Here is a 26,706-nt window from a genome sequence, read left to right on the forward strand (position 1 = left end):
CCGAGACAGGAGAGTTGTGGCAAAGGTCCGCGTCTACGAGCTCGCCAAAGAGCTCGGAGTGGAAAGCAAGACTCTGCTCGCAGAGCTGAAGTCAGCCGGCGAGTACGTCCGTTCGGCGTCCTCGACGCTCGAACCGCCCGTCGCGCGGCGCATGCGCGACAAGTTCGACGATGCCGGCGCCGCGAAGGCGTCGGCCAAGTCCGGCCCGAGGGCGCCGAAGTCCGCCCCGAAGCCGGGCGGCAAGCCGGCCCCGAAGCCCGGGGCGCAGTCCGCCCCGAAGCCGGCTCCGAAGCCCGCGCCGGAGACACCGGCCGAGGCACCCGCCCCCGCCGCTCCGGCACCTGCTGCTCAGGCGCAGGCCGCGGAGGCACCGGCGGCGAGCGAGGCTCCTGCCGCCAAGGCAGCGCCGGACACCGCGGTGCCGAAGCCGAGCCCCGCGGCGCCGAAGCCCGGCCCTGCGGCGCCGAAGCCCGGCGGGCGTGGCCCGCGTCCGGGCAACAACCCGTTCGCGACCAGCCAGGGCATGCCGCGTCCGGGCGACCGCCGCGGTGGCGGCCGCTCCGGCGGCGGGACCAGAGAAGGTGGCGACCGGGGAGACCGGGGCGACAGGTCCGGCGGCTCGCCGCGTCCGGGGAACAACCCGTTCGCGTCCAGCCAGGGCATGCCGCGTCCGGGCGAGCGCCGCGGTGGCGGCGACAAGACGGAGCGCTCCGGCGGTCCGCGTCCCGGTGCTGCCGCCGGCGGCGGTCGCCCGGGTGGCGGCGGTCCGCGTCCAGGCGGTCCCCGTCCGAGCGGCCCGCGCCCCGACTCGCCGCGTCCTGGCGGCGGTCCGCGCCCGAACCCGGGCATGATGCCCGGCAAGACGTCGATGCCGCGTCCCGGACAGCGTCCGGGGCCCGGTGGCGGTGGCGGTCGTGGTGGTCCCGGTGGCCGCGGCGGCGGTCCCGGCGGCCCGGGTGGTCCGGGTGGCGGCGGTCGTCCCGGCGGCGGCTTCCGCGGTCGTGGCGGCGGCGGTCGCGGTGCGACGCAGGGCGCCTTCGGGCGGGCCGGCGGTCGTCCCGTCCGGGGCCGGAAGTCGAAGCGGCAGAAGCGCCAAGAGTTCGAGGCGATGCAGGCTCCGTCGCTCGGTGGCGTCTCCGTCCCGCGCGGCAACGGCAAGACCGTCGTGCGGCTGCGTCAGGGCTCGTCCCTGAACGACTTCGCCGACAAGATCGACGCGAACCCCGCGGCGCTCGTGACGGTGCTGTTCCACCTCGGTGAGATGGCCACCGCCACGCAGTCGCTGGACGAGGACACGTTCGGCACGCTGGCGGTCGAGCTCGGCTACGTGATCGAGATGGTCTCCGCCGAGGAGGAGGACCGCGAGCTGCTCGGGGCCTTCGACATCGACCTGGAGGCCGAGGAGGCCGGCGAGTCCGCCGAGGACCAGCTGCCGCGCCCGCCGGTCGTGACCGTCATGGGTCACGTCGACCACGGTAAGACGAAGCTGCTCGACGCCGTCCGCAAGACCGATGTGGTCGCGGGCGAGCACGGTGGTATCACGCAGCACATCGGTGCGTACCAGATCCACCACGAGCACGAGGGCGTCGAGCGCGCCATCACGTTCCTCGACACCCCGGGTCACGAGGCGTTCACCGCCATGCGTGCGCGTGGTGCGGACGTGACGGACATCGCGATCCTCGTGGTCGCGGCGGACGACGGCGTGATGCCGCAGACGATCGAGGCGGTGAACCACGCGCAGGCCGCAGGAGTGCCGATCGTGGTGGCCGTCAACAAGATCGACGTCGACGGGGCCAACCCGGCCAAGGTCCGCCAGCAGCTCACCGAGTACAACCTGGTGGCCGAGGAGTACGGCGGCGACACGATGTTCGTCGACGTCGCGGCGAAGCCGGGCATCGGCATCGACAGCCTCGTCGAGGCCGTCCTGCTGACCGCGGACGCTGCGCTCGACCTGCGGGCCAACCCGAACAAGGACGCGCGCGGCGTCGCGATCGAGGCGAACCTCGACCGCGGTCGCGGTGCGGTGGCCACCGTGCTGGTCCAGTCGGGCACGCTCCAGGTCGGCGACGCGATCGTGGCGGGTACCGCGCACGGCCGCGTGCGCGCCATGATCGACGAGCACGGCGAGGCGATCGACGTGGCCACCCCGGCCCGTCCGGTCCAGGTGACCGGCCTGACGTCGGTGCCGAGCGCCGGTGACACGTTCCTCGTGGCTCCGGACGACCGCACGGCACGGCAGATCGCCGAGAAGCGGCAGGCCGCCGAGCGTGCCGCGCTGCTGGCCAAGCGCCGCAAGCGGATCAGCCTCGAGGACTTCGACGCCGAGCTCAAGAAGGGCAAGGTCGAGAGCCTCAACCTCATCCTCAAGGGTGACGTGTCCGGTGCCGTCGAGGCGCTCGAGGATGCACTGCTCAAGATCGACGTGGGCGAGGAGGTCGAGCTGCGTGTCATCCACCGTGGTGTGGGTGCCATCACGCAGAACGACGTCAACCTCGCCACCGTGGACAGCGCGGTGATCCTCGGCTTCAACGTCAAGTACGGCGAGCGGGTCGAGGACCTGGCGGAGCGCGAAGGCGTCGACGTCAAGTTCTACTCGGTCATCTACCAGGCGATCGACGACATCGAGGCAGCGCTCAAGGGCATGCTGAAGCCGGAGTACGAGGAGCACACGCTCGGTTCGGCGGAGATCCGCGAGATCTTCCGTTCCTCGAAGTTCGGGAACATCGCCGGTTCGATCGTCCGGTCGGGCGAGATCCGCCGCAACGCCAAGGCGCGTGTGCTGCGCGACGGCAAGGTCGTGGGGGACAACCTCACGGTCGACTCGCTCAAGCGGTTCAAGGACGACGCCACGGAGGTCCGCGAGGGCTTCGAGTGCGGTATCGGGCTCGGAACGTTCAACGACATCACCGAGGGTGACCTCATCGAGACGTGGGAGATGCGCGAGATCCCGCGCACCTGACCGAGACGTCGACAGACATCCGGCGTTGAGCGCACGGGGTCGGTGGGGTTCGGGCGACTGAACCCCACCGGCACCGTGCACTCAACGCCGGAGTGCGTGGGAAAGGAAAAGAGACCATGGGCGAGAACCCTCGGGCGCGGCGGCTTGCCGACCGCATCAAGGAGATCGTGGCAGGGATGGTGGAGTCGCGGATCAAGGACCCGCGGCTCGGGTTCGTGACGATCACCGACGTGCGCGTGACCGGTGACCTGCAGAACGCGTCGGTGTTCTACACGGTGTACGGGTCGGACGAGGACCGCGCCGGGACCGCGGCCGCGCTGGAGAGCGCCACCGGGATGATCCGCAGCGAGGTGGGCAAGCAGACGGGAGTACGGCTCACGCCGACCGTCGAGTTCCATCTCGACGCCGTGCCGGAGACGGCGGCGCACCTCGACGCCGCGCTGCTGGAGGCGCAGCGCCGGGACGCCGAGCTCGCGGCGCTCCGCTCGGGGGCGCAGCCCGCCGGCGACGCCGACCCGTACAAGAAGGCACGCGAGGCGGACGAGGACGACGACGAGCTGTGACCGCGGATCCTCACGACGAGGCCCCCGGTGGTCGGGGTGCCCCTGGCTGGAGAGCGCGCGGCGGGCAGGGTGAGCGCCCGCCGCGTCGCCCCACGGCGCCCGACGGGTTCGTCGTCGTCGACAAGCCCTCCGGCTGGACCAGCCACGACGTCGTCGCGCGGACGCGGGGCCTGGCCGGGACCCGCAAGGTCGGGCACGCCGGCACGCTCGACCCCATGGCCACCGGCGTGCTCGTGCTCGGTGTCGGGAAGGCGACGCGGCTCCTGACCTACGTCGTCGGCGCCGACAAGGACTACGACGCCACGATCCGGCTCGGCGTCGCCACGAACACCGACGACGCCGAGGGCGAGGTCGTCGCGGCCGACGGTGCCGCCGACGTGCCCGACGGCGACCTCCGCGCCGCCGTCGCCCGGCTCACCGGCGACATCATGCAGGTCCCGACCACAGTCTCCGCGATCAAGGTGGACGGCAGGCGGGCGTACGCGCGTGCCCGGGCGGGGGAGGACGTCGAGCTCGCGGCGCGCCCCGTCACCGTGTCGCGGTTCGACGTGCTGGACACCCGCACCGGCGCCGCCGGCGCCCCGGACACCGGGACCGGCGCCGGCGAGATTCCGGTGATCGACCTGGACGTGCGGGTCACGGTGTCGTCCGGGACCTACGTGCGTGCGCTGGCGCGAGACCTCGGCGCGGCGCTCGGCACCGGCGGACACCTGAGCGCGCTGCGCCGCACCCGTGTCGGCGGCTACGGCCTCGACGTCGCCCGCACGCTGGAGGCGATGGAGGCCCAGGCCGACGACGACGGCACCCTCGCCACGCTCCCGCTCTCCGACGCCGCCCGCGGCGTCCTGCCGGTGCGCGACGTCGACGACGCCGAGACGCGCGCCCTGGGCTACGGGCAGTGGATCGGGCCGAGCGGCCGGTCCGGCGTGCTGGCCGCGATCGATCCGGCCGGGAACCTCGTCGCGCTGGTCGAGGACGCGCGCCGCAAGGGCCAGGACCTGGCCCGGCCTGTCCTGGTCCTCGCGGCGGGCGGCTGAGCCCTCCGAGGGGCTGCTCAGGCCGCGGCCAGCGCCGCCAGGGCGCGGTCCGTCGCGGCGTCGAGCTCTTCCGGCGAGAGGGTCAGCCGGGCCTTGACGTCCCGGCTCCACTGGTCGGCCAGCACCTCGGCGGAGCCCGCCTCGACGCCGTCGAGCGCCGCGTCGGCCAGGTCCGACGGCGCGATCTTGTCCACGGCCCAGCCCGCGGACATGTCGGTGTCGGCCAGGCCGAGGTGGACGGCCGTGACGAGCGTGCCCTGCGCGGCGAGCTCCCGGCGCACGCCGTTGGTCATGGCCCAGGCGGCGGCCTTGGTCAGGTGGTAGGTGCTGGCACCCTGGACTCCGAACCACGACATCGCGGAGAGGATGTTCATGATCGCGCCCCCGCCGTTCGTAGCGAGCGCCGGCGCGTACTCCCGGATCATGCCCAGGTGGCCGAGCACGTTCGTCTCCAGCTCGTGGCGCACGCTGTCGAGCGAGCCGGTCACCAGGTCGGTGCCCGTCTGGATCCCTGCGTTGTTGACCAGCAGCGAGACGTCGGGCGCGGCCTCGGCGGCGGCGCGTACGGAGGCGGGGTCGGTGATGTCCAGGGGCAGCACCTCCACGCCAGGCAGGTCCACCGTCTCCGGACGGCGGGCCGTGGCGTAGACCTTGCGGGCTCCCCGCTCCAGGAGGCGCTGGGCGAAGGCGCGGCCCAGGCCGCGGTTCGCTCCGGTGACGAGGGCGACTGAGTGCTTGATGTCCATGTCCGGTACGCTAAAACCTGACGCTGACGTCAGAGGCAAGTGCTGGTCGGCATCACCGGGGTGAGAGGAGTCACATGACCGTCCCGCAGACCACGGCCGAGGGCCTGATCCGCATCGGCGAGGTGGCGCGGGGTGCCGGGGTCTCGGTGCGCGCCGTGCGCTACTACGAGCAGCAGGGGCTGCTCACCGCGGAGCGCAGCCCGTCCGGCCAGCGCCTCTACCCGCAGGGCGCCGTCACGATGGTGCGCTTCTTTCAGGAGATGTACGCCGCCGGTCTGACCAGCCGGAGGATCGCGGAGCTCCTTCCGTGCTGGGACTCCGGGCACACCGACGCCGAGCAGCGCGCCATGCTGCGCACCGAGCGCGATCGCATCCAGGCGAGGATCGACGGCCTGCAGGCTGCCCTGCACCGCCTCGACGAGGTCATCGGGATCGCGGACACGCACCCGTAGGTCCGGCGCGGGCGAGGGCCCCGGCGCTCCCGGCCGGGGCCCTCGCCCGCTGCCCGCGCCGGCCGCCCTCGCGGGTCCGGCGGGACGTGCGGGGCGAGCGCGGCCTCAGGCCTGGACGAAGCCCAGGAGCGCTTCGTTGACCTCGGCGGCGTGGGTCCACAGCAGGCCGTGCGGGGCGCCGTCGATCTCGACGTAGTCCGCCTCGGGGAGCGCCGCGTGGAACGGGCGGCCGGTGGCGTCGATGGGCAGGATGTTGTCCGCGGTCCCGTGCAGGATCAGGGCGGGCTTGCCCGAGGCACGCACGGCGGCGACGTCGTCCCGGAAGTCCTCGATCCAGGTGGGCACCACCGAGTAGGCGGCCACCGGCGCGCTGCGCGTGGCGGTGTTCCAGCTGGCGGTGACCGTCTCCTGGCTGATCCGCGAGCCGAGGGTCTCCTCGAGGTTGTAGAAGTTGCTGAAGAACTGGGTGTACCAGGCGTACCGGTCGTCGCGGGCGGCCTTCACGATGTCGTCGAAGACGGACTGCGGCACGCCGGTCGGGTTGTCGTCGGTCGCCAGGAGGAACGGCTCCAGGGAGGCGAGGAAGGCAAGCTTCGCGACGCGCTCGTGGCCGTGGTTCTTCACGTAGCGCGCCAGCTCGCCGGTACCCATGGAGAAGCCGACCAGGATGACGTCGTGCAGGTCGAGGGTCTCCAGCAGGACGCTCAGGTCGGCCGCGAACGTGTCGTAGTCGTAGCCGGTGCCGACCTTGCTCGACTGGCCGAAGCCGCGCCGGTCGTAGGTGATGACCCGGTAGCCGGCCGCGATCAGCTCGCGTGACTGCAGCTCCCAGCTGTTGCCGTCCAGCGGGTAGCCGTGGATGAGGACGACCGGCTGCCCCGAGCCGTGGTCCTCGTAGTAGATCTCCGTGGTGGTGCTGTTCTCGGTGCCGACGCTGATGTGTCCCATGATCCGGTTCCTCCGACGTTCCTGATCCGCGGAGAACGATCGTTCTCTGCTTGGCTGCTATCGTAGAGAACGAACGTTCTCCGCGCAAGTCGGCGGAGCTGGCAGCGTTCGGCCAGCGACAGGAGAGGGCATGATGATCGACGAGAAGACCGCACGGGAGAGCGTCGTGCGGGCCGCGGACGAGCTGTTCTACGCACGCGGTGTGCAGGCTGTGGGCATGGACGCGGTGCGGGCCGCGGCGGGGGTGTCGCTCAAGCGCATCTATGCGCTGTTCGCCTCCAAGGAGGAGCTGGTCGTCGCCGTGCTGCGGCACCGCACCGCGGTCTGGGACGCGGGCCTGGCCTCGGCCGCCGAGCGCGCCACGACGGCGCGCGAGCGCGTCCTGGCGATCTTCGACTTCCTCGACGGCTGGTTCCGGCAACCGGACTTCCGCGGGTGTGCCTTCATCAACACCCACGGTGAGCTGGGTGCGAGCTCGGCCGCCGTGGCCGGCGCCGTGCGCGAGCAGAAGGCCGGGTTCCAGGCCTACGTGGCGGGCCTCGTCGACGAGCTCGGGGCCCCGGGGGAGCTGGCGCCCCAGCTCGCGATCCTCGCCGAGGGCGCACAGGCCACCGCGGCCATCACGGGCACCCCCGACGCCGCGCGCCAGGCGCGCGCCGCTGCCGAGACCCTCATCGACACCGCGGGGACTCCCGGGTGAAGGGATCCGGCGCTCGCTCACGCGTGGTTCAGCCCGGCGTGCGGAGGTGCTCCGGGCCGGCGGGGTCGGTGGCGTCGTCGAAGTCGTGGTGCGTGGACAGCCACGTCTTGACGTAGGGGCAGACGGCGACGATGCGGTGCCCCGTCTGGATGCTGGTGCGCAGCGCGGTGCGAGTGAGGGCGCCGGCCACACCGTGGCCCTCGAACGCGTCGAACACCACGGTGTGGTGGAAGATGCGCTGCCGCGCCGGCTGCTCATCGAGATCCCGGTACTGGGAGAACCCGGCGTGGGTGTCGTCGACGAACACGTCGAAGCGACTCTTTCCCGGGTTGTGGCGCACGGTGACGGCTGGCTGGTCCTGGTCGCTCATCGCGGTGTCCTCCTGGGTGGTCGGGTGTCGGGCGTCGTGCTGGTCCGAGGTCCAGGGTCGCTCACGAGACGCCGCCCGGCGCCGGAGCCACGCTGAGCCGGACCGCGTTGGCCCACGGGTCCTCGAAGCCGACTGCGCGGCCCGGGGGATCTGTCAAGGCATGCCGAGCAGCAAATCCGTGCGGATGTCAATCACTTCCAGACTTCCTGTGTGACATGTCGCATTGGTACCTTTGGGGGTTGTGGGGGTACGCATAACAGCAGGGCGTGACGACATCGGGGCGGTGGTCGCAGCGCTACCCGCCTTCATCGGGCGGGAAGCCAGCGTCGACATCGTGGAGGGCGACAAGGAGGGGACCGAGAGCAGTCTCGAGCTGTTGCAGGCCATCGTCTCCGCGCTGCCCTGGTGGCCGGAGAACACGGAGCTGGGGATAGCGTTCCAGGAGACCTACCTGACGCTGGTGGCCCTCCAGGGGCGGATCGTCGTGCGTACCCGGTACCCGGCGGTGCTCACCGACGACGTCGTCGAACCGGTGGACCCCGGCCAGGTTGGGTGGCGCCCGGTCGGCGACCGGCACATCCAGCTCATCGGCTCCACGATGACCGAGACCGAGTTCGGCAACTTCCTGCGCATCCTGGACCTCACCGTCCGCCAGTCCCTCGGCGAGTACCGCCTCACGGGGTTCGTCTACGCGGTCAAGCAGCCGGCCAAGGTGGCGTAGGCCGCGCGGGCGAGGGTGCCCCGGGAGGCCGCGCGGCCCCTCGGTGCGAGGCGTCGGCGTGCGGCGGCCGCCCGTCGTGCCCGATTCCGCGTTCCGGGGCGTGGCGTGGCACGCTGGACCAGCGCGGCATCTCCGCCGCGAACGTCGCGGCCAGGGGGCCGCGCGACCCTTCCGGCGCTGAAGGAGTACTCCGCGTGCAGGTGTGGACCGACCTGGACCAGGTTCCCGCGGGTTTCGGCCCGTCCGTGGTGACGATCGGCAACTTCGACGGCGTCCACCGCGGCCACCAGGCCGTGCTCGGCCGGATCGTCTCGCTGGCGCGGGCCGACGACGCCCGCGCGGTGGCGGTCACCTTCGACCCGCACCCCGCGGCGGTGCACCGCCCCGAGACCGCGCCCGAGCTGATCACGAGCGTCGAGGACCGGCTGGACCTGATGGCCGCGACGGGCCTCGACGGCGTCCTGGTGGTCACCTACACGCTGGACTTCGCGGCGCAGACGCCACAGGAGTTCGTCGGGAAGTACCTCGTGGACGGGCTGGGGGCACAGACCGTCGTCGTCGGGCACGACGTGCGGTTCGGCAAGCAGAACGCCGGGACGCTCGCGACCATGGTGGAGCTCGGTGGCGAGCACGGGTTCGAGGTGGTGGCGATCGAGGACGTCGGCGGCGACGATCATCACCGCTGGTCGTCGACGGCGGTGCGGGCGGCGCTCAGCGAGGGCGACGTCGTCGCGGCGTCGGAGATCCTGGGGCGCGCGCACCGCGTGCGAGGGATCGTGGTGCACGGCGACGCGCGCGGCCGGGAGCTGGGATTCCCGACCGCCAACCTGGGCGAGATCGTCGGGACGGTGCCGGCCGACGGCGTCTACGCCGGTTGGCTGCGTCGGCCCGAGCTCGCCGAACGGGCGCCGTCGGACCCGGACCGCGTCCTGCCGGCCGCGATCTCCGTGGGGACGAACCCGACGTTCGACGGCGTGGAGCGGCGCGTCGAGGCCTACGTGCTCGACCGCGACGACCTGGACCTGTACGACGAGCGCGTCGTGCTGGAGTTCACCGAGCACCTGCGGCCCACGATCCGGTTCGAGGGGATGCAGCCGCTCGTCGTGCAGATGCACGACGACGCCGCCCGGGCGCGGAAGATCCTCGCGCCGTAGCGGAGACGTTTCACTCCTGGGCGAAGTGTCGGCCAGGTCTGTACCAGAACCCTCCTGCCCGGCGTCTTCCTTGGTGAGCACCCCATCCGAGGAGGATCTATGGAACGCACCATCGTGGCACCCCGCCAGGGAGAGACCGGTCACGTCCCGCACGAGCAGGTGGACCTGGCCGAGACACCCGGAGGCCGCACGGTAGGCAGGATCGGGCACGGCGGCATGTTCCTCCCCGCGGGCAGCCCCGCCGACCAGGCCGATCCGGCCACGAGCCGTGCCACGCTGCTGCCGCGCACGGAGCAGGCGGTGCGGCAGGACCTGCGCACCGGCAGGTTCGACGCGACGACGCCGTTCGACTACCTGCTGGCCGCGACGGCGCGCGACTACCCGCTGGCCCACCTTCCGGCCCTCGACCCGGAGGCCACCAAGGAGGCGCTCCAGCGCCTCGGCGCGGGCATGGTCGAGTCGGCCGACCCAGGCCCGCGGGAGTCCACGATCCCGGTCGTGTACACGTACTGGGGCCAGTTCGTCGACCACGACGTCACGCTGTTCCTGGCCGGCGCGGAGGCTGCCGCGGACGAGGCTGCCGCGGACGGCGCGGCCGAGACGGGCGAGCCGCAGGAGGCGTACCGCGGGCCCGGCAGGCACCCCGGCGCCGGTCACGACGGTCCCCCGCCGCTCGGCGACATCGTCGACGACCCGTTCGAGGTCTTCTCGCCCGGCGAGGTGCGCCGGCGCCTGCGCAACGCCCGCCGTCCGCTGCTCGACCTCGACAGCCTGTACGGCTCAGGCCCTCGCTTCCCCGGCGAGAAGGACCACGGCGGCACCCGGAGCGAGGCGGCCTACGTCCCGGGCTCGGCCAAGCTGCGGCTCGGCCGGCTCGGCGACCTCGGCGAGGGCTTCACACCGGTGGCGCCCGCCGGGGACCAGCAGCGCGACCTGCCGCGCGACGCGGACGGCCACGCGATCGTCCCCGACGCGCGGAACGACGAGAACATGCTCGTCGCGCAGTTCCACGTCGCCATGATCCGGTTCCACAACGCGGTCGTGGACTGGCTGGCCGAGCACCGCCCCCGCCTCGCCCGCCGTCCGCGCGACCTGTTCACCGAGGCGCGGGAGCTGGTGCGGCACCACTACCAGTGGCTGCTCGTGCACGACTTCCTGCGGACCCTCACCAAGCCCGGCGTCCTCGACGCCGTGCTCGCCGACGGCGCCCGGCTGTTCCACCCGGCGCGCCGCGTGGCGATGCCCGTGGAGTTCGCGGCGGCGGCGTTCCGGTTCGGGCACTCCCTGGTGCGCGAGACCAACGAGCTGAACGTCAACTTCAGCACCGGCGCCCCGAGCGGCCCCGCGACGCTCGGGCAGCTGTTCACGATGACCGGCGGAGGCGGTCTGTCCGCCGACCCTTCCGCTCCGGGCACGGCGCTGCCGGCCCAGTTCGCCGTCGACTGGACCCGGCTCACCGACCACGGGGACCCGAACCCGGACCACATGTCGCGCCGGCTCGACCCGTTCGTCGCCGACGGGCTGGCGAACCTCCGCAACGAGGGCAACGGCCTCCCGGACAGGATCCGGGGCCTGCTCAAGCATCTCGCGCAACGCAACCTGCTGCGGGGATACCAGCACGCCGTCCCGACGGGCGAGGCCGCGGCCGCCGCGCTGGGCGTCACGCCCCTGACGCACGCCGAGCTGCGCCGGGGCGCCACGCCCGAGGTGGCCGCCGCGCTGGACGAGCTCGGTGCGACGCCCCTGTGGTACTACGTCCTCAAGGAGGCCGACGTCCAGGGCAACGGCAACTTCCTGGGCGACGTCGGCAGCCGCGTCCTGGCGGAGACGTTCGTGTACCTGCTCCAGGTCGACGACGACGCGTACACCCGCCGCCACGGAGGCGCCCCGTGGAGCCCGGCCTCCGGGGTGCGTCTCGACGACGGCCGCCCGATCACCACGATCGTCGACCTCCTGCGGTTCGCGGGCGTTCACCCGGTGGGCGTCTCGGAGTACGGCGAGCCGGAGTTCCGCCGCCACGGCGCGGCGGGGCACGACGGCGCGAGCTGACCCGGGGCTGCCGCAGGGGCTGGTGGGTGACGGTTGATGCCAGGGCTCTCCTCGGATTCGCGGGTGGCGGTTGGCGTGGGGCTCTCCCCGGGTTGGCGGGTGGCGGCTGGCGCGGGTCGCTGCAGAGGTCGGTAGGCGGCTGCTGGCAGGTCCGGCGGGCGACGGCGCCGGGTGCGGAACCGCACCCGGCGCCGTCGCCCGCGAGTCGGGGTCATGGTCCCGGGCTCGCCTGGCATCGTGGGGCTGTGATCACCATCGACGCCGATTCCTCCGTGCCTCCGTTCGAGCAGGTGCGGACGAAGCTCGCCCAGCAGATGGCCGACGGAACCCTGGCCGTCGGCACGCGGTTGCCGACGGTCCGGGCGCTGGCCGCGGACCTCGGGATCGCCGTGAACACCGTGGCCCGGGCCTATCGGGAGCTGGAGGCGGCGCGCCTCGTGGAGACCCGGGGCCGGGCGGGGACGTTCGTCAGCCCGGGCGGCAACCGCCGCCTGGAGTCGGCCCGGGCGGCAGCGCAGACCTACGCGGAGACGACCCACGCCCTGGGCCTGACCCCGGAGGAAGCCCTCCAGATCGCCCGAGCAGCCCTGACCTCCTCCCACTGACCTCCTCCCACTGACCTCCTCCCACTGCCCCCGCTCCGCGGGGCCACCGCCCGCTGATTTTGGTTCAGTAGGGGCTCGCGGACCTTTCAGGGCGGTTCGAATGGATTCGATTCCCTGTTGAACCCTGACCGAAGGTGTGGGTGTGGTTGCCGGGAGGGGGCGACGCCCTCGACTGCACGGTGGGTGATCTCCTGGTCGTGGAGCCTCGCCGCCGGACCGCGCGTGACGCCGAACCCGTACCGCACGAGAGCTGGCCGCCGGTGGTCGGTGGTCGGTGCGCGTCTGACGTAGGTTGCGCGTATGGCATCGCACCCTCCTGCCGGCGGCCCCGGGGAACCCGTCGAGGACCGGTTCCCGATCGACCGGGTGCGGGAGCTCGTGGAGACCTTCGGGGCGTACGCGCGCGGGCACCGGGAGGCGCTCGCGATGCTGGTCGACGGTGCCACCCTCGCCGACCTCGTGCGGGTCACCGCGCTGCCGCGACGGCTCGTGGAACAGGTCGTCGCCGCCCTCGGGGCAGACCTGCTCGCCGAGGACGACGTCCTGCGGATCCGCCCGGAGAGCACGGCGGACTACCGCGAGCTGGCCGGCACCGCGCAGCTCGCGGCCACCGGTCTCGGGCTGCCGGGCGACGACCGGCTCCCGGCCGCGGCCGGGCTGCTGCGCGACATGGAGCAGATCGTCGCCGCCGCCCCCCGCCCGAGGAGGGCCCTCGACCACGTGCCCGCGACGCCGGAGACCGCCGTGCGCCGCGCCCTCTGGATGGACGGGACCTACGACCTGGCCGGCGCGACCCTCCTGTGCGCCGGCGACCACGACCTCACGTCGATCGTCACCTGCCTGCGCAACCCGGCCGCGCGCGCCGTCGTCGTCGACGTCGACGAGGATCTGCTCGCCTACGTCGGCACGGTGGCCGCGGAGCGCGGGCTGAACATCGAGACGGCCTACGGCGACTTCCGGGCCGGGCTCCCCGACGCCGCCCGCGGCACCGCCGACCTCGTCTTCACCGACCCGCCCTACACCCCCGACGGCGTCCGCCTGTTCCTCGCCCGCGGCCTGCAAGGACTCCGCGACCGCGAGAACGGGCGCCTGCTCCTGGCATACGGCTACGGCACCCACCACCCCGGGCTCGGGTTCACTGTGCAGCAGGCGATCGGCGACCTCTCGCTCGTGTACGAGGCGATCCTGCCGCACTTCAACCGCTACACCGGCGCGCAGGCCGTGGGCAGCGCGAGCGACCTGTACGTGTGCCGCCCCACGGCCCGCACCTGGAGGTCGCTCGACCGCGTCACCAGCAGCGCCGTGAACATCTACACCCACGGCACCCAGTCCGTCGAGGCGGGCACGGGGCGGGGGAGCGGCCCCGTGCACGACGCCGTCCTGGCGGCCGCCCGCGGAAGGGACGGGATCCCCGTCGCCGCGACGGCGCTCCTGCCGTGCGGCGGCGGCCCCGACGGCGACCTCCGCCGCGGCGACGCCCCCGGCGCCGAGGCGTCCAGCGGCGAGGCACCCCACGGGAGTGTCACCGAGCTGTCGCTGGAGTCGCTCCTCGACGGGACCGCCCAGGCCTCGCTCACGAACGCGAGGACGTCGGCGCTCGCGGCCGACCTCTCGGACGACCCGGGCTCCTGGCTCTACCGCGTGCTGCTCGGCGTCAACGCCCGGCGGGTCGCGGTCGCGCTCCCGAACAACCACCCGGACATCACCAGCCAGGCGGCGCAGGACGCGTTGCGCGACGATCTCGCCGGGAAGTGGACGCTGACGTTCCGCCGCAGCACGCCCGGCCCGCAGCACGCGGTCCTCGTCGCGGACGAGGCGGGGGAGCCCGGCCGGCACGCCCCGGACCCGGTCGCCGTCGCGCGTCGTGTGCTGCTCGGCGGCGCCTCGCGTCAGCTCGGGAACGCCTGGCGCGACGCCCTGGTCAAGGCCGCCCGGGCGGCCGGGGGCGCGCTGGGCAAGGTGGAGGCACGGGAGATCGCCGGGGCTGCAGCGGCGGACGGCGGGTTCCGGGCCGAGACGCTCGCCCGTCCGCTCGTGTCGCTCCCGCGGGAGACGGTCCGCGCGGTGCTGTCCGCCGTCGCCGGCTCCGTGCCCGAACGCGCCGCTCGCGCGCCAGGCCCGGCCGCCCGGTGACCAAGAGCAACGTCACAGCCCACGGCACCACGACCGTGGCCGGAGAGCAGGTAAGGTAGGAAGGCCGTCTGATCGGCCGCGGATCCAGAGCGCCCCGTGAATCAGTCCGGGAGCACCGCGCAACGACACGAAGGAGAGCCATGCCGCTCGACACCGCCACGAAGCAGCAGATCGTCGCCGAGTACGGGAAGACGCCGACCGACACCGGCTCCCCGGAGGTCCAGATCGCTCTGCTGACGCAGCGCATCAAGGACCTCACCGAACACCTCAAGTCCCACAAGCAGGACCACCACAGCCGTCGTGGTCTGCTGCTCCTCGTGGGCCAGCGTCGTCGCCTGCTGGGCTACCTCCAGCGGATCGACGTGAACCGCTACCGGGCGCTCATCGAGCGTCTCGGCCTGCGCCGCTGAACCAGCTTCCGAGACCAGCCCGGTCCCTCTCGCAGGGGCCGGGCTGGTCTGGTGAGATGTAAGTACCAGAACACGCGCCGACGGCTCGTCGTCCGGTCCTCGGTAGTGGCTCCCCGAACATGCGATTCGGTGGGCCTCGATCGAAGACCGTCGGGGGCACGCGGCGCACCTCGAGAAAGGGAGGGAACCCGTGGAGGGTCCCGAGATCCAGTTCGCCGAGGCCGTCATCGACAACGGCCGCTTCGGCACACGCACCATCCGCTTCGAGACGGGCAGGCTGGCCAAGCAGGCCGCCGGATCCGTCGCCGCGTACCTCGACGACGAGACGATGCTCCTGTCGACCACCGCGGTCGGGAAGCACCCCAAGGACCAGTTCGACTTCTTCCCGCTGACGGTGGACGTCGAGGAGCGGATGTACGCCGCGGGCCGTATCCCCGGCTCGTTCTTCCGCCGGGAGGGCCGCCCGTCGACCGAGGCGATCCTGACCTGCCGCCTCACCGACCGCCCGCTGCGCCCCCTGTTCGTCAAGGGGCTGCGCAACGAGGTGCAGATCGTCATCACCGTCATGGCGCTGCACCCGGACGACGCGTACGACGTGCTCGCCATGAACGCGGCGTCGGCCTCGACGCAGCTGTCCGGCCTGCCGTTCTCCGGCCCGGCAGGTGCGGTGCGCGTCTCGCTGATCGACGGGCAGTGGGTCGCGTTCCCCAAGTACTCCGACAAGGAGCGCGCGGTCTTCGACATGGTCGTGGCCGGCCGCGCGGTCGGTGACGACGTCGCGATCGCCATGATCGAGGCCGAGGCCACCGACGACGCGTGGAAGCTCATCAAGAACGAGGGCGCCCCCGTGCCGACCGAAGAGGTCGTGGCCGAGGGCATCGAGGCGGCCAAGCCGTTCATCAAGGCGCTGTGCGACGCGCAGTCGGCGCTCGCCGCGCAGTCCGCGAAGGAGACGCGGGAGTTCCCGCTCTTCCCGGACTACCAGGACGACGCGTACGCCGCCGTCGAGGCCGCGGTCGCCGGGCCGCTGGCCGAGGCGCTCACCATCGGGGACAAGCAGGACCGCGAGAACCGCCTCGACGAGCTCAAGGCCGGCCCCGTCGCCGACCTCGCGGCCGAGGGCGCTGCCTTCGAGGGCCGTGACAAGGAGCTGTCGGCCGCGTACCGGTCGCTGCAGAAGGCGCTCGTGCGCCAGCGCGTGCTGACCGACGGCGTCCGCATCGACGGGCGCGGGCTCGCGGACATCCGTACCCTGTCGGCCGAGGTCGAGGTGCTGCCGCGCGTGCACGGCTCCGCCCTGTTCGAGCGCGGCGAGACCCAGATCCTGGGCGTCACCACGCTGAACATGCTCCGCCTGGAGCAGCAGATCGACTCGCTCGGTCCGGTCACGCGCAAGCGTTACATGCACAACTACAACTTCCCGCCGTACTCGACCGGTGAGACCGGCCGCGTGGGCAGCCCGAAGCGCCGCGAGATCGGCCACGGCGCGCTCGCCGAGCGTGCGCTCGTGCCGGTGCTGCCGAGCCGCGAGGAGTTCCCGTACGCCATCCGCCAGGTCTCCGAGGCGCTCGGGTCCAACGGTTCGACGTCGATGGGCTCGGTGTGCGCGAGCACGCTCTCGCTGCTCAACGCCGGTGTCCCGCTGAAGGCGCCGGTCGCCGGCATCGCGATGGGCCTCGTGTCCGACACGGTCGACGGCGAGACCCGGTACGCGGCGATGACCGACATCCTGGGTGCCGAGGACGCGTTCGGCGACATGGACTTCAAGGTCGCCGGCACGCGCGAGTTCGTCACGGCCATCCAGCTCGACACCAAGCTGGACGGCATCCCGGCCTCCGTGCTCGCCGCGGCCCTGGGGCAGGCGCGCGACGCCCGCTTCACGATCCTCGACGTCATCGCCGAGGCCATCGACACGCCGGACGAGATGTCCCCGAACGCGCCGCGCGTCATCGCGGTGACGGTCCCGGTCGACAAGATCGGTGAGGTCATCGGGCCCAAGGGCAAGATGATCAACCAGATCCAGGAGGAGACGGGCGCCGACATCTCGATCGAGGACGACGGCACCGTCTACATCGGTGCGGTCGACGGCCCCTCGGCCGAGGCCGCCCGCGCGGCGATCAACGCGATCGCCAACCCGCACGTCCCCGAGGTGGGCGAGCGGTTCGTCGGCACGGTGGTCAAGACGACGTCGTTCGGTGCGTTCATCTCGCTGTCGCCGGGCAAGGACGGTCTGCTGCACATCAGCCAGATCCGCAAGCTCGTGGGTGGCAAGCGGATCGAGAACGTCGACGACGTGCTCTCCATCGGCCAGAAGGTCCAGGTCGAGATCGGCGAGATCGACCCGCGCGGCAAGCTGTCGCTGGTCGCCGTGACCGAGGAGGACGAGGCGTCGGGCGACGCCGAGGCATCCGAGGCGGCAGCAGCCGGCGCGGAAGCCTGAGATGCCGTGGCACCTGCCACTCGCAGCCGCGGGTGAGCCCGGTGCCGACCTGATCGCCGGGCAGGACGGCGCGACCATTCGTCGCACCGTCCTGCCCGGCGGCGTTCGCGTCATCACCGAGCACATGCCGGGCCTGCGCTCGGTGACGGTGGGCGCGTGGGTCGGCGTCGGCTCCCGGGACGAGACCGACGGGCACTTCGGGTCGACGCACTTCCTGGAGCACCTGCTGTTCAAGGGGACCGACCGGCGCAGCGCGCTGGACATCGCGGAGGCGTTCGACGCCGTCGGCGGGGAGGCCAACGCCGCCACCGGCAAGGAGTTCACCTGCTACTACGCGCGGGTGCTCGACGCCGACCTGCCGATGGCGGTGGAGGTCATCGGGGACATGGTGACCAGTGCCCGGCTCGACGCCGAGGAGCTGGAGACCGAGCGTGGCGTGATCCTCGAGGAGCTCGCCATGACCGAGGACGACCCCGCGGACGTGGTGCACGAGGAGTTCTCGGCGGCCGTGCTCGGGTCGCACCCGCTCGGGCGGCCGATCGGCGGTACCGCCGACACGATCGGCGCGGTGCCGCGCGACGCGGTCTGGAACCACTACCGCACCCACTACGAGCCCGCCACGCTGGTGGTGGCCGCCGCGGGTGGCGTCGACCACGACCAGCTCTGCGACCTGGTCGTGCACGCGCTGACCGAGGGCGGCTGGCGGCTCGAGGAGGCGATCGCGCCGGGGTCGAGGCGCGACTCCACCCCGCAGACCGTCGGCATCCCGACCAGCGGTGCGTCGCGGACGATCAACCGGTCCGTGGAGCAGGCGAACATCATCGTGGGAGGTACCGGCCTCGCCGCGACGGACGACCGCCGGTTCGCGCTCTCGGTGCTGAACGCGACCCTCGGCGGCGGCATGTCGTCGCGGCTGTTCCAGGAGATCCGCGAGAAGCGCGGCCTCGCCTACACGACGTACTCGTTCGCCGCCGGGCACGGCGGGCTCGGGACGTTCGGCCTGTACGCGGGCTGCGCCCCGGCGAAGGCCGAGCAGGTGGAGGAGCTGCTGGTCGCCGAGCTGGAGCGGCTGGCCGACGGTGGCATCACCGAGGCGGAGCTGACCCGGTCGGTGGGCCAGCTGCGCGGGTCGCTCGTGCTGGGGCTGGAGGACTCCGGGTCCCGGATGAGCCGGCTGGGGCGGGCCGAGCTGGTGCACGGGGAGCTGTACTCGCTGGAGGAGAGCCTGGACCGGATCCGCGCGGTCACGCGCGAGAACGTCCGGACCCTGGCCCAGGAGCTGGCGTCCCGCCCGCGCTCGGTGATCCGCGTGGGACCGTTCGACGCGTGACTCGGCCTCGTCCGATGCCGACCGGGGTCGTCGTGCCTGGTGGCCACGTCCCACCAGGCACGATGATGTGGTCGGGCTCGGACGAGGCGACCGTTGAGGAGAAAGGCGAGGAGATGGCCGAGATCAAGGTGGCCGTGCTGGGTGCGGCCGGGCGGATGGGCACGCAGACCTGCGCGGCCGTCGAGGCGGCCGGCGGGCTGACGCTCGTCGCGCGGCTCGACAAGGACGACGCGATCACCACCGGCGCGCTGGCCGGGGCCGACGTCGTCGTCGACTTCACGGTGCCGGCCGCCGCCGAGGCGAACGTGCACGCCGTGCTCGACGCCGGGGCGCACGCCGTCGTCGGGACGACGGGCTGGGACGACGTGTCGCGCGGACGCGTCGTCGAGCACCTCGACCGGCTCAACGCCGACCGGGCCGACGACGCGGGGCTGGGTGTCCTCATCGCCCCGAACTTCGGGCTGTCGGCAGTGCTGGCCATGACGTTCGCCGCGAAGGCCGCCCGCTACTTCGAGTCGGCCGAGGTCATCGAGCTGCACCACCCGGACAAGGTGGACGCCCCGTCGGGTACGGCGCGGCACACGGCCTCGGCGATCTCGGCGGCCCGTGCCGACGCGGGCCTGGCCCCGTCCCCGGACGCCACCGAGACCGGCTGGGAGGCGCGCGGCGCCGACGTCGACGGTGTCCGCGTGCACGCCGTGCGCCTGCGCGGCCTCGTGGCGCACGAGGAGATCCTGCTCGGGAACCCCGGCGAACAGCTGGTCGTGCGGCAGGACTCGTTCGACCGGTCGTCGTTCATGCCGGGCGTGCTCGTTGCCGTGCGGGCCGTGGTGGACCGTCCCGGACTGACCGTGGGCCTCGAGCACGTGCTGGACCTGTCGTGAGCGGCACCGGCCGGAGCGCGGCGTCGGACGGCCCACGCCCCGCCGGGGCGCCCCGGCGCAGGCCGCCGCGCGGGCTGTTCGGTGCGCTCGCCGTCACCGCGCTGTTCGCGCTGTACGTGTGGGCGGTGGCCGGGCGCGGGATCGCGATGATCGGCACCGCCGAGCCGGTGCTCGTCGGGATCGGCCTGGCGGTCCTCGTGCTTCCGCTGCTGGTGCTCGGGTTCATCGTGCGGGAGTTCTGGCTGGCCGCGCGCGTGCAGGCGATGGCCGACGTGCTGGCCGCCGCCGGCGAGCTACCCGTGGACGACCTGCCGCGCTCGGCCGGCGGCCGGATCGACCGCGAGGCGGCCGACGGAGCCTTCGCCCAGCACCGCGCCGGCGTCGAGGCGCGGCCCGCGGACTGGCGCGCCTGGTATCACCTGGCCTTCGCCTACGACGCCGCGGGTGACCGTCGTCGTGCCCGGGAGGCCCTGCGCAAGGCCTCGAGCCTCTACTCGCCGCGATAGGGCCGGCTATGGCCTGCCGGTGGTTCCCAGCGAGGTCCAGCAGTAGATCGCGCGGCCGTCCGCGACGGCGCGCGCGGCGAGCTCCGCGAGCAGCAGCACCGCGGGTGTGAGCCGGTGCGGGGGCACCGGCGGCTCCGACTCGCGCACCCATTTCCGGGTCACGCGCGCGAGGCGCTCGGGCGACGCGGACGCGAGGTCCTTCGCGAGGTCGTCCGTGACCGACACGATCCACGGACCCTCGTCCCCGCTGCTGCCGACCAGCGCGCCGTGCCGCGGGTGCGCGGTGATCTCGCCGTAGGGGCGTCCCGACAGCGCCTGCGCCAGCCCGGCGAGCATGATGAACGGCTCGACGGACGGCAGCACCACGGCGTCGAAGTGCGGCAGGTCCGCGTCGTCGGGGGCCGACGGGCCGCCGCGGAAGAGCAGCGCCGTGGCCGCGACCTCGTCGGTCTCCGCGGCGAAGTATTCCGTCACGATCCCCATGTGCGTGATGGTGACAAGCGGATGTCACGAGGGTGTCACGTACCTGTGAACCTTCGGGTTCGCGGTGCGCGCACGCTCAGATCGAGGCGCTCCACCGGCGTTCGACGACGGTCCGGGGGCCGGTAGCGAGGGTGCGCTCGGTCCCGTCGGGGCCGAGCCCGCAGTCCGCGAGGAACTGCTCGCGTGCGGTGTCGCCCTCGAGCACCCAGGCGGTGACCTCCTGCGCGCCGTCGGTCCGCAGCCGGTCCACGGCGGCGGCGAGCAGGCGCGAGCCGTGCCCGGCACGGCGGTGGTCGGGCTCCACCTCCAGCGACAGGACCTGCCCCGGTGCGACGGCCGCGAACCCGACGAGGTCGGGTCCGTCGAGCGCGACGAGGACGGCGAACCCGGGACCGGGGGCCGTCTCGATCGCGGCCTTCCAGCGCTCCTGCATGACGCCGGTGTCGAGGCGGTCCATCACGCCGTCACCCAGGGTGGCGTCGTGCGTGGCCCGCCAGGCTCCGAGCTGGACAGCGGTCACCGCCGTCTCGTCCCCCGGCACGGCGGGCCGGACGGAGACGTCGGCGAGGTCGCGGAACAGGGCCATGCCCGAAACCCTATGTCACGCGCTGCTCGCGAGCCTGAGTATCGTGTCGCGCGGCGGAATCGTGAGACGGAGGATCGATGGTGGCGACGGCAGACCTGTACGACGAGCGCGGCGAGGGCCTCGCCTCGCTCGGGATCCAGCTGCGGGACCTCGGCGGCGTCGCCGAGTTCTCCGGACCGGTGCGCACTGTCCGGTGCTTCGAGGACAACGCCCTGGTCAAAGCCGTGTGTGCGACGCCCGGCGCGGGAGGGGTCCTCGTCGTCGACGGCGGCGGCTCGCTGCGCTCGGCCCTCATGGGGGACCTCATCGCGGCGTCGGCCGTCGAGCACGGCTGGGCGGGGGCGATCATCCACGGCGCGATCCGGGACTCCGTGGCGATCGGCGGCCTGGGGCTGGGCGTCAAGGCGCTCGGTACCAACCCGCGCAAGTCCGCCAAGACGGGCGCCGGCGTCACGGACGAGCCGGTGGAGATCGGCGGCGTCGTCTTCCGGCCGGGCGCGACCGTGTGGGCGGACCCCGACGGGGTGCTCGTGGAACGCTGACGAGGGGCCGTCGCGGCGGGAACTTCCAGCCCCTGGGACGGTACGGTGTCCTCATGGTTCTTCCCAGCAACGAGGCGCGCCCGTTCGGCGCCCTCCTCACCGCGATGGTCACCCCGATGACGCCGGACGGCGCGATCGACCTGAGGGCTGCGGCGAAGCTGGCGAAGAAACTGGTGGACGACGGCAGCGACGGCCTGGTCCTGTCCGGCACCACCGGCGAGTCGCCGGTGACGCACGCCCCCGAGAAGGCGGAGCTCGTGGCGGCCGTCGTGGAGGCGGTCGGGGACCGTGCCGCGATCCTGGCCGGAGCCGGGTCGAACGACACGGCGCACGCGATCCGGATGGCGGAGCAGGCCGCCGACGCGGGGGCGGACGGCCTGCTGATCGTCTCGCCGTACTACTCGCGCCCGTCGCAGGAGGGCCTGTTCCAGCACTTCACCGCTGTGGCCGACGCCACGGAGCTGCCGGTGATGCTCTACGACATCCCCGGGCGGGCGGGGGTCCGCATCGCGCCCGAGACGTTCGTGCGCATCGCCCGGCACCCGCGCATCGTCGCCAACAAGGACGCCACCGGTGACGTCTGGTCGGCAGCACAGCTGATCGAGGCCACGGGCCTCGCCTGGTACTCGGGCGACGACGGTCTGCTCCTGCCGTTCCTCAGCATCGGCGGCGCGGGCATCGTGTCCGTGTCGGCGCACGTGGTGAGCGCGCAGTACGCCGAGGTGGTGCGCCGGTGGGACGCCGGGGACCACGCCGGGGCGCTGACCGCCTTCCGCGGCGTCCTGACAGTCGTCAACGCGCTCAACGGCGCGGGTGCGCAGGCCGTGATGGCCAAGGCCGCGCTGCAGGCCCAGGGCGTCCTGGAGCACCGCACGCTGCGGCTGCCGAACGTCGCCGCGAGCGACCACGAGGTCGCGACGCTGCGCGCCGTCCTCGTCGCCGCGGGCCTGCTCCCGCAGAGCGCGACCCCGATGTCGCCGCCGGAGCTGCCGGACGAGGCCACGGCCATCGTCGGGCACCCCGCGATAGTCGTCCCCCACTGAGACTTCAGAACCTGTCAGAACGAGGCCAGGAGGCCCTTTGAGTCACCCACATCCTGAGCTGCCCATGCCCCCCGAGCTGCCGAAGGGCGGACTTCGTGTCGTCGCCCTCGGCGGGCTCGGAGAGGTGGGCCGCAACATGGCCGTTCTCGAGTACGACGGGCGCCTGCTCGTCATCGACTGCGGCGTCCTCTTCCCCGAGGACAACCAGCCCGGCGTGGACCTGATCCTGCCGGACTTCGAGTACATCGCCGACCGGCTCGACGACATCGAGGCGATCGTGCTGACCCACGGGCACGAGGACCACATCGGTGCCGTGCCCTACCTGCTGCGGCTGCGCCGCGACATCCCCCTGGTGGGATCGCGCCTGACGCTCGGTTTCATCGAGGCCAAGCTCAAGGAGCACCGCATCAAGCCCGTCACCCGTGAGGTGAAGGAGGGCGACGTCGCGCAGCTGGGCGTCTTCGGCTGCGAGTTCGTCGCGGTGAACCACTCGATCCCGGACGCGCTCGCGGTCGCCGTGACCACGGGTGCCGGGACGGTGCTGCACACCGGCGACTTCAAGATGGACCAGATCCCGCTGGACGGGCGCGTCACCGACCTGCGCGCGTTCGCGCGCCTGGGGGAGAAGGGCGTCGACCTGTTCATGGTCGACTCCACGAACGCCGAGGTACCAGGTTTCGTCACCCCCGAGGTCGAGATCGGGCCCGTGCTCGACGGCGTGTTCGGCCGGGCGGACAAGCGGATCATCGTGGCGTCGTTCTCCTCGCACGTGCACCGCGTGCAGCAGGTGCTGAACGCTGCGCACGCGCACAAGCGCCGGGTCGCGTTCGTGGGCCGCTCGATGGTGCGCAACATGGGCATCGCCGAGGACCTCGGCTATCTCGACGTGCCGCCCGGCGTGCTGATCGACATGAAGAAGGCGGACAGCCTGCCGGACGACAAGATCGTCTACATGTCGACGGGCTCGCAGGGCGAGCCGATGGCGGCCCTGAGCCGCATGGCGAACGGCGATCACCGCGTCCAGGTCGAGAACGGCGACACGGTGATCCTCGCGTCGTCCCTGATCCCGGGCAACGAGAACGCGGTGTTCCGCGTCATCAACGGACTCACCCGCCTCGGCGCCCGCGTCGTGCACTCGGCGAACGCCAAGGTGCACGTGTCCGGGCACGCCAGCGCCGGCGAGCTCATGTACTGCTACAACATCCTGCGGCCGCGCAACGTCATGCCGGTGCACGGTGAGGTGCGGCACCTCGTGGCGAACGGCTCCATCGCGGTCAAGACCGGTGTCCCGGCGGACCGCGTGGTGCTCGCGGAGGACGGCGTCGTCGTCGACCTCGTGGACGGCAAGGCGTCCGTCGTGGGCGCGGTGCCGTGCGGGTACGTGTTCGTGGACGGCTCCTCGGTCGGCGAGATCGGCGACGCCGAGCTCAAGGACCGCCGGATCCTCAGCGAGGAGGGCTTCGTCTCCGTGTACGCCGCGGTGGACACGGCCACCGGCAAGGTGCTGGCCGGGCCCCAGATCCTGGCACGCGGCATGGCGGAGGACCTCGGCGTGTTCGACAAGGTCCTGCCGGAGATCACCGAGGCGCTCGAGACGGCGATCGCCGGGGGCGCGACCGACACCCACCAGCTGCAGCAGATCATCCGCCGCACGGTGGGCCGCTTCGTGTCCACGCGCCTGCGTCGCAAGCCGATGATCGTTCCGGTGGTCGTCGAGGCGTGATCGCGTAGCGTGCGATCGACCGCGGACGGCCGGTCTGCCGGCGGTGTCGACAGCCTTTGCTGCCGGGCCCGCCGACAGACCGGCCGTCCGCGGTCGTCCGTGGCTGGAATGTGACCGTATTTCACCCGGAGTCAGTGATTTCCGGGCACGCCTGGTCGCTACGGTACTGCGGTCTTGCCAGATCGCACCGAAAGCCGCCATGCCAGAGTCACAGGCCCTGCCGCCCGACCACCACGCACCCGATGCGTCCGGGCCGCACCCTCCGAGCGCTCAGCCGGAGTTCGCACCTCCCGCCGGGATGCAGCCGGCCGCGGCCGGTCGCGCCGGGCTGCCGCGGGCGCGGCCCGTCGCGCCCGGCCCGTCGTTCGCGGAGCCGGGCCTCTTCGCCCCGCACGTGTCCTCCGCGCAGGCGGCGGCGCCCGTCGGCCCGCTGCCACCCGTGCCCGCAGGGCTGGCCGTGGCCGTGATCATCCTGGCCGCGGCGCTCATCGCGGGGCGCGTCGCCACCGCGGCGTCCGCCTGGCTCGCGTCGGACGACCTGAAGACCGCCGGTGAGCTCGGGCTGACCTACAACGAGACGCCGTACCTGCTCTATGACAGCATGGTGGTCCTCCACCTACCCGTGTCGGTCGCGGCGTACGTCGTCGCCTGTCTCTGGCTGCAGCAGGGCCGCCGCTTCTCCCTGGCGGTCGCTCCGCAGGTCAGGCACGAACGCAGTGCCGTCTGGGTGTGGCTGGGCTGGTGGGTACCGATCGTCACCTTCTGGTTTCCCTACCAGGTGGTCCGGGACGTCCGTCGTGCGACGCTCGGCGCCGCGATGACCGGAGGCATGGGCCTGTGGTGGGCCTGCTGGCTGATCCCGAACTTCATCGACAACGCCGTCAACGGGCTCACCGGCGGGCTGCTGGGCACCGGCGAACTCACGCCCGCCGTCGCGGCCGTGCCCGTCCTCGAGACGGTGACCGCCCTGCTGACGACCGTGGCGGGCGGGTCGTGGATCCGGTACGTGCGGGAGCTGACCGCCGCGCAGCGCGCCTGGGCGGCTCCCACGCAGCCGAACCTCGGCCGGCCGGCTCCGGCCTGACGGCGCGCAGCACGTGGCGTGGTCGTCCCGGCGGCGGCCACGCCGGCGATCAGCCCGTGGTGAGCAGCGGCCCCAGGGCGCCCAGCGTCTCCGCGTAGCGACGGGCGCGGGTCTCCGGGTCGCCGTCGAGCCGGCCCGCGAGCTCCAGGGAGACGAGCCCGTGGGTGAGCCCCCACAGGCCGAGCGCCACGGTCTCGACCTGCTCGCCGGAGGCGCTAGGGAGGGTGCGCGCGACGGCGTCGCGCAGGACGCCGAACGTGTCGCGTCTCGTGGCGGGCGTGACGCCCGTCTTCCCGGTGGCGACGTCGGCGGACGCTGGTGCGTCCCCGCCGTCGTGCCCGGCCTCGACGCCGCGGTCGAACATGACTCGGTAGAAGTGCGGGTCTTCCAGCGCCGACGTGCGGTAGGCCAGGCCGAGGGCGCGCAGGTCCTCGGCCGGGGCCCCGGTGTGCGGCACGGCGGCGAGATGCTCGGCGAAGCGGCGGAAGCCCTCGGCGGTCACGGCGGCGAGGAGCTTCTCGCGCGACCCGAACAGCGCGTAGACGGCGGACGGGCTCGTGCCCGCGTCGGTGGCGACCGAGCGCACCGTGACCCCGGCCTCGCCGCGCTCGGAGACCGTCCGGGAGGTGACCTCCAGCAGGCGCCCGCGCAGGGCGTCGTCGTGCGTGCGGGGACGTGCCATCCCGTGAGTGTAGAACCCTTGACGCGCGTTGGCGAACAGTGTTTTATAACGGTGTTACCAAACGGTCCGGCGATCGAGGACGGTCTGTCGGCGCATCTGACGCACACGTGAGGGGAACTGCCATGCTCGACCTGTCCGACGGCGCGCGCATCACCGCCGGGATCGTCCTGCTGACCGTGGTGGGGATCGAGTCCGGCGGGTTCTTCCTGCTCAAGGTCCTCGGAGGAGGTGTACCGGCCACGGACTTCCAGAAGGCCTTCTACCGGGCCGGCCACGCGCACGCGGGGGTGCTGGTGACTCTCGGCCTGCTGTGCGTCGTGCTCGCCGAGGCGACGACGCTGCCCGGCTTCTGGCACTGGCTCGGCGCCACCGGCGTGCTCGTCGCGGCGATCCTCCTGCCGGGCGGGTTCTTCTTCAGCGCCATGGGCGCGGGCCGCACCGCGCCGAACGGCTTCAAGATCCTGTTCCCGGCCGGCGCGACCTTCCTGGGTGCGGGAGTGGCCACGCTCGCGGTGGGACTCCTCACGTCCTGACCGCTCGGGAACCGGACACACCG

General features: G+C 72.7%; 26 protein-coding genes. 20 read left to right on the top strand and 6 right to left on the bottom strand.

Annotated features, from left to right (window positions below):
- Nucleotides 1-16: 16 nt before the first annotated feature.
- The 3 genes from infB to truB all read left to right on the top strand — a co-directional run bounded on the left by infB (nt 17) and on the right by truB (nt 4,559).
- Nucleotides 17-2,959, top strand: a complete 2,943-nt coding sequence (gene infB / locus ACYU96_RS08055; RefSeq protein WP_460751361.1) for a translation initiation factor IF-2 — start codon at nt 17-19, stop codon at nt 2,957-2,959.
- Between the two features lie 116 nt (nt 2,960-3,075).
- Nucleotides 3,076-3,522, top strand: coding sequence for a 30S ribosome-binding factor RbfA (rbfA, locus tag ACYU96_RS08060; RefSeq protein WP_460751365.1), 447 nt, complete (start codon nt 3,076-3,078; stop codon nt 3,520-3,522).
- Entirely contained in the window at nt 3,519-4,559 is a 1,041-nt protein-coding gene (truB, locus tag ACYU96_RS08065; protein ID WP_460751368.1) for a tRNA pseudouridine(55) synthase TruB, read from the top strand. The genes rbfA and truB overlap by 4 nt, the downstream gene beginning before the upstream one ends.
- A gap of 17 nt (nt 4,560-4,576) precedes the next feature.
- Here the strand turns inward: truB and ACYU96_RS08070 are convergent, their stop codons facing one another.
- Entirely contained in the window at nt 4,577-5,305 is a 729-nt protein-coding gene (locus tag ACYU96_RS08070; protein ID WP_460751370.1) for an SDR family oxidoreductase, read from the bottom strand.
- Between the two features lie 74 nt (nt 5,306-5,379).
- Here ACYU96_RS08070 and ACYU96_RS08075 point away from each other — a divergent pair, with 74 nt between their 5' ends.
- Entirely contained in the window at nt 5,380-5,757 is a 378-nt protein-coding gene (locus tag ACYU96_RS08075) for a MerR family DNA-binding transcriptional regulator (RefSeq protein ID WP_460751373.1), read from the top strand.
- Nucleotides 5,758-5,862: 105 nt separating this feature from the next.
- On the opposite strand, the gene ACYU96_RS08080 is transcribed toward ACYU96_RS08075, so the two are convergent.
- Nucleotides 5,863-6,705: an alpha/beta fold hydrolase gene (locus ACYU96_RS08080; RefSeq protein WP_460751376.1), complete on the bottom strand. Its 843-nt coding sequence runs from the start codon at nt 6,703-6,705 to the stop codon at nt 5,863-5,865.
- Nucleotides 6,706-6,838: 133 nt separating this feature from the next.
- Here ACYU96_RS08080 and ACYU96_RS08085 point away from each other — a divergent pair, with 133 nt between their 5' ends.
- A complete protein-coding gene (locus tag ACYU96_RS08085; RefSeq protein WP_460751958.1) occupies nt 6,839-7,405 on the top strand; it encodes a TetR/AcrR family transcriptional regulator in 567 nt (188 codons plus the stop codon).
- 28 nt (nt 7,406-7,433) lie between these two features.
- Here ACYU96_RS08085 and ACYU96_RS08090 read toward each other — a convergent pair whose 3' ends face one another.
- Nucleotides 7,434-7,775 (bottom strand): GNAT family N-acetyltransferase, encoded by a 342-nt coding sequence (locus ACYU96_RS08090; protein WP_460751379.1) that lies wholly within the window; start codon nt 7,773-7,775, stop codon nt 7,434-7,436.
- A 283-nt stretch (nt 7,776-8,058) separates the two neighbouring features.
- Between ACYU96_RS08090 and ACYU96_RS08095 the strand changes: the two genes are divergently transcribed.
- The 10 genes from ACYU96_RS08095 (at nt 8,059) to ACYU96_RS08140 (ending at nt 20,007) form a co-directional block, all read left to right on the top strand.
- Nucleotides 8,059-8,496 carry a hypothetical protein gene (locus tag ACYU96_RS08095; protein ID WP_460751381.1) on the top strand — a complete coding sequence of 146 codons (438 nt, stop codon included), beginning with the start codon at nt 8,059-8,061 and terminating at the stop codon, nt 8,494-8,496.
- Between the two features lie 194 nt (nt 8,497-8,690).
- Nucleotides 8,691-9,650, top strand: a complete 960-nt coding sequence (locus ACYU96_RS08100; RefSeq protein WP_460751384.1) for a bifunctional riboflavin kinase/FAD synthetase — start codon at nt 8,691-8,693, stop codon at nt 9,648-9,650.
- Nucleotides 9,651-9,749: 99 nt separating this feature from the next.
- Complete coding sequence (locus ACYU96_RS08105) at nt 9,750-11,699, top strand: peroxidase family protein (protein ID WP_460751387.1); 1,950 nt, start codon at nt 9,750-9,752, stop codon at nt 11,697-11,699.
- Between the two features lie 245 nt (nt 11,700-11,944).
- Complete coding sequence (locus tag ACYU96_RS08110; protein ID WP_460751389.1) at nt 11,945-12,304, top strand: GntR family transcriptional regulator; 360 nt, start codon at nt 11,945-11,947, stop codon at nt 12,302-12,304.
- Between the two features lie 300 nt (nt 12,305-12,604).
- A complete protein-coding gene (locus tag ACYU96_RS08115; protein WP_460751392.1) occupies nt 12,605-14,437 on the top strand; it encodes a bis-aminopropyl spermidine synthase family protein in 1,833 nt (610 codons plus the stop codon).
- A gap of 140 nt (nt 14,438-14,577) precedes the next feature.
- Nucleotides 14,578-14,847: a 30S ribosomal protein S15 gene (rpsO, locus tag ACYU96_RS08120; protein WP_460751394.1), complete on the top strand. Its 270-nt coding sequence runs from the start codon at nt 14,578-14,580 to the stop codon at nt 14,845-14,847.
- Nucleotides 14,848-15,037: 190 nt separating this feature from the next.
- Complete coding sequence (locus tag ACYU96_RS08125) at nt 15,038-17,287, top strand: polyribonucleotide nucleotidyltransferase (RefSeq protein ID WP_460751397.1); 2,250 nt, start codon at nt 15,038-15,040, stop codon at nt 17,285-17,287.
- Nucleotide 17,288: 1 nt separating this feature from the next.
- Complete coding sequence (locus ACYU96_RS08130; RefSeq protein ID WP_460751400.1) at nt 17,289-18,617, top strand: M16 family metallopeptidase; 1,329 nt, start codon at nt 17,289-17,291, stop codon at nt 18,615-18,617.
- Nucleotides 18,618-18,730: 113 nt separating this feature from the next.
- Nucleotides 18,731-19,501: a 4-hydroxy-tetrahydrodipicolinate reductase gene (gene dapB, locus ACYU96_RS08135; protein WP_460751961.1), complete on the top strand. Its 771-nt coding sequence runs from the start codon at nt 18,731-18,733 to the stop codon at nt 19,499-19,501.
- Nucleotides 19,498-20,007 carry a hypothetical protein gene (locus ACYU96_RS08140; protein WP_460751403.1) on the top strand — a complete coding sequence of 170 codons (510 nt, stop codon included), beginning with the start codon at nt 19,498-19,500 and terminating at the stop codon, nt 20,005-20,007. The genes dapB and ACYU96_RS08140 overlap by 4 nt, the downstream gene beginning before the upstream one ends.
- A gap of 6 nt (nt 20,008-20,013) precedes the next feature.
- Here the strand turns inward: ACYU96_RS08140 and ACYU96_RS08145 are convergent, their stop codons facing one another.
- Both ACYU96_RS08145 and ACYU96_RS08150 read right to left on the bottom strand, forming a co-directional pair.
- Nucleotides 20,014-20,490, bottom strand: coding sequence for a hypothetical protein (locus ACYU96_RS08145; protein WP_460751406.1), 477 nt, complete (start codon nt 20,488-20,490; stop codon nt 20,014-20,016).
- Between the two features lie 76 nt (nt 20,491-20,566).
- Nucleotides 20,567-21,076 (bottom strand): GNAT family N-acetyltransferase, encoded by a 510-nt coding sequence (locus tag ACYU96_RS08150; protein ID WP_460751409.1) that lies wholly within the window; start codon nt 21,074-21,076, stop codon nt 20,567-20,569.
- Between the two features lie 77 nt (nt 21,077-21,153).
- Here ACYU96_RS08150 and rraA point away from each other — a divergent pair, with 77 nt between their 5' ends.
- From rraA to ACYU96_RS08170, 4 genes are all read left to right on the top strand, one after another.
- A complete protein-coding gene (rraA, locus tag ACYU96_RS08155; RefSeq protein ID WP_460751411.1) occupies nt 21,154-21,618 on the top strand; it encodes a ribonuclease E activity regulator RraA in 465 nt (154 codons plus the stop codon).
- 53 nt (nt 21,619-21,671) lie between these two features.
- Nucleotides 21,672-22,661, top strand: coding sequence for a 4-hydroxy-tetrahydrodipicolinate synthase (gene dapA, locus ACYU96_RS08160; protein ID WP_460751414.1), 990 nt, complete (start codon nt 21,672-21,674; stop codon nt 22,659-22,661).
- 37 nt (nt 22,662-22,698) lie between these two features.
- Complete coding sequence (locus ACYU96_RS08165) at nt 22,699-24,384, top strand: ribonuclease J (protein WP_460751417.1); 1,686 nt, start codon at nt 22,699-22,701, stop codon at nt 24,382-24,384.
- 199 nt (nt 24,385-24,583) lie between these two features.
- On the top strand, nt 24,584-25,468 hold the full coding sequence (locus ACYU96_RS08170) for a DUF4328 domain-containing protein (protein ID WP_460751420.1): 885 nt from the start codon (nt 24,584-24,586) through the stop codon (nt 25,466-25,468).
- A 49-nt stretch (nt 25,469-25,517) separates the two neighbouring features.
- Here the strand turns inward: ACYU96_RS08170 and ACYU96_RS08175 are convergent, their stop codons facing one another.
- Nucleotides 25,518-26,150 (bottom strand): TetR/AcrR family transcriptional regulator, encoded by a 633-nt coding sequence (locus ACYU96_RS08175; RefSeq protein ID WP_460751422.1) that lies wholly within the window; start codon nt 26,148-26,150, stop codon nt 25,518-25,520.
- A gap of 122 nt (nt 26,151-26,272) precedes the next feature.
- Between ACYU96_RS08175 and ACYU96_RS08180 the strand changes: the two genes are divergently transcribed.
- Entirely contained in the window at nt 26,273-26,683 is a 411-nt protein-coding gene (locus ACYU96_RS08180) for a hypothetical protein (RefSeq protein ID WP_460751425.1), read from the top strand.
- The last annotated feature ends 23 nt before the right edge of the window (nt 26,684-26,706 follow it).

Source organism: Myceligenerans cantabricum (assembly GCF_054777735.1).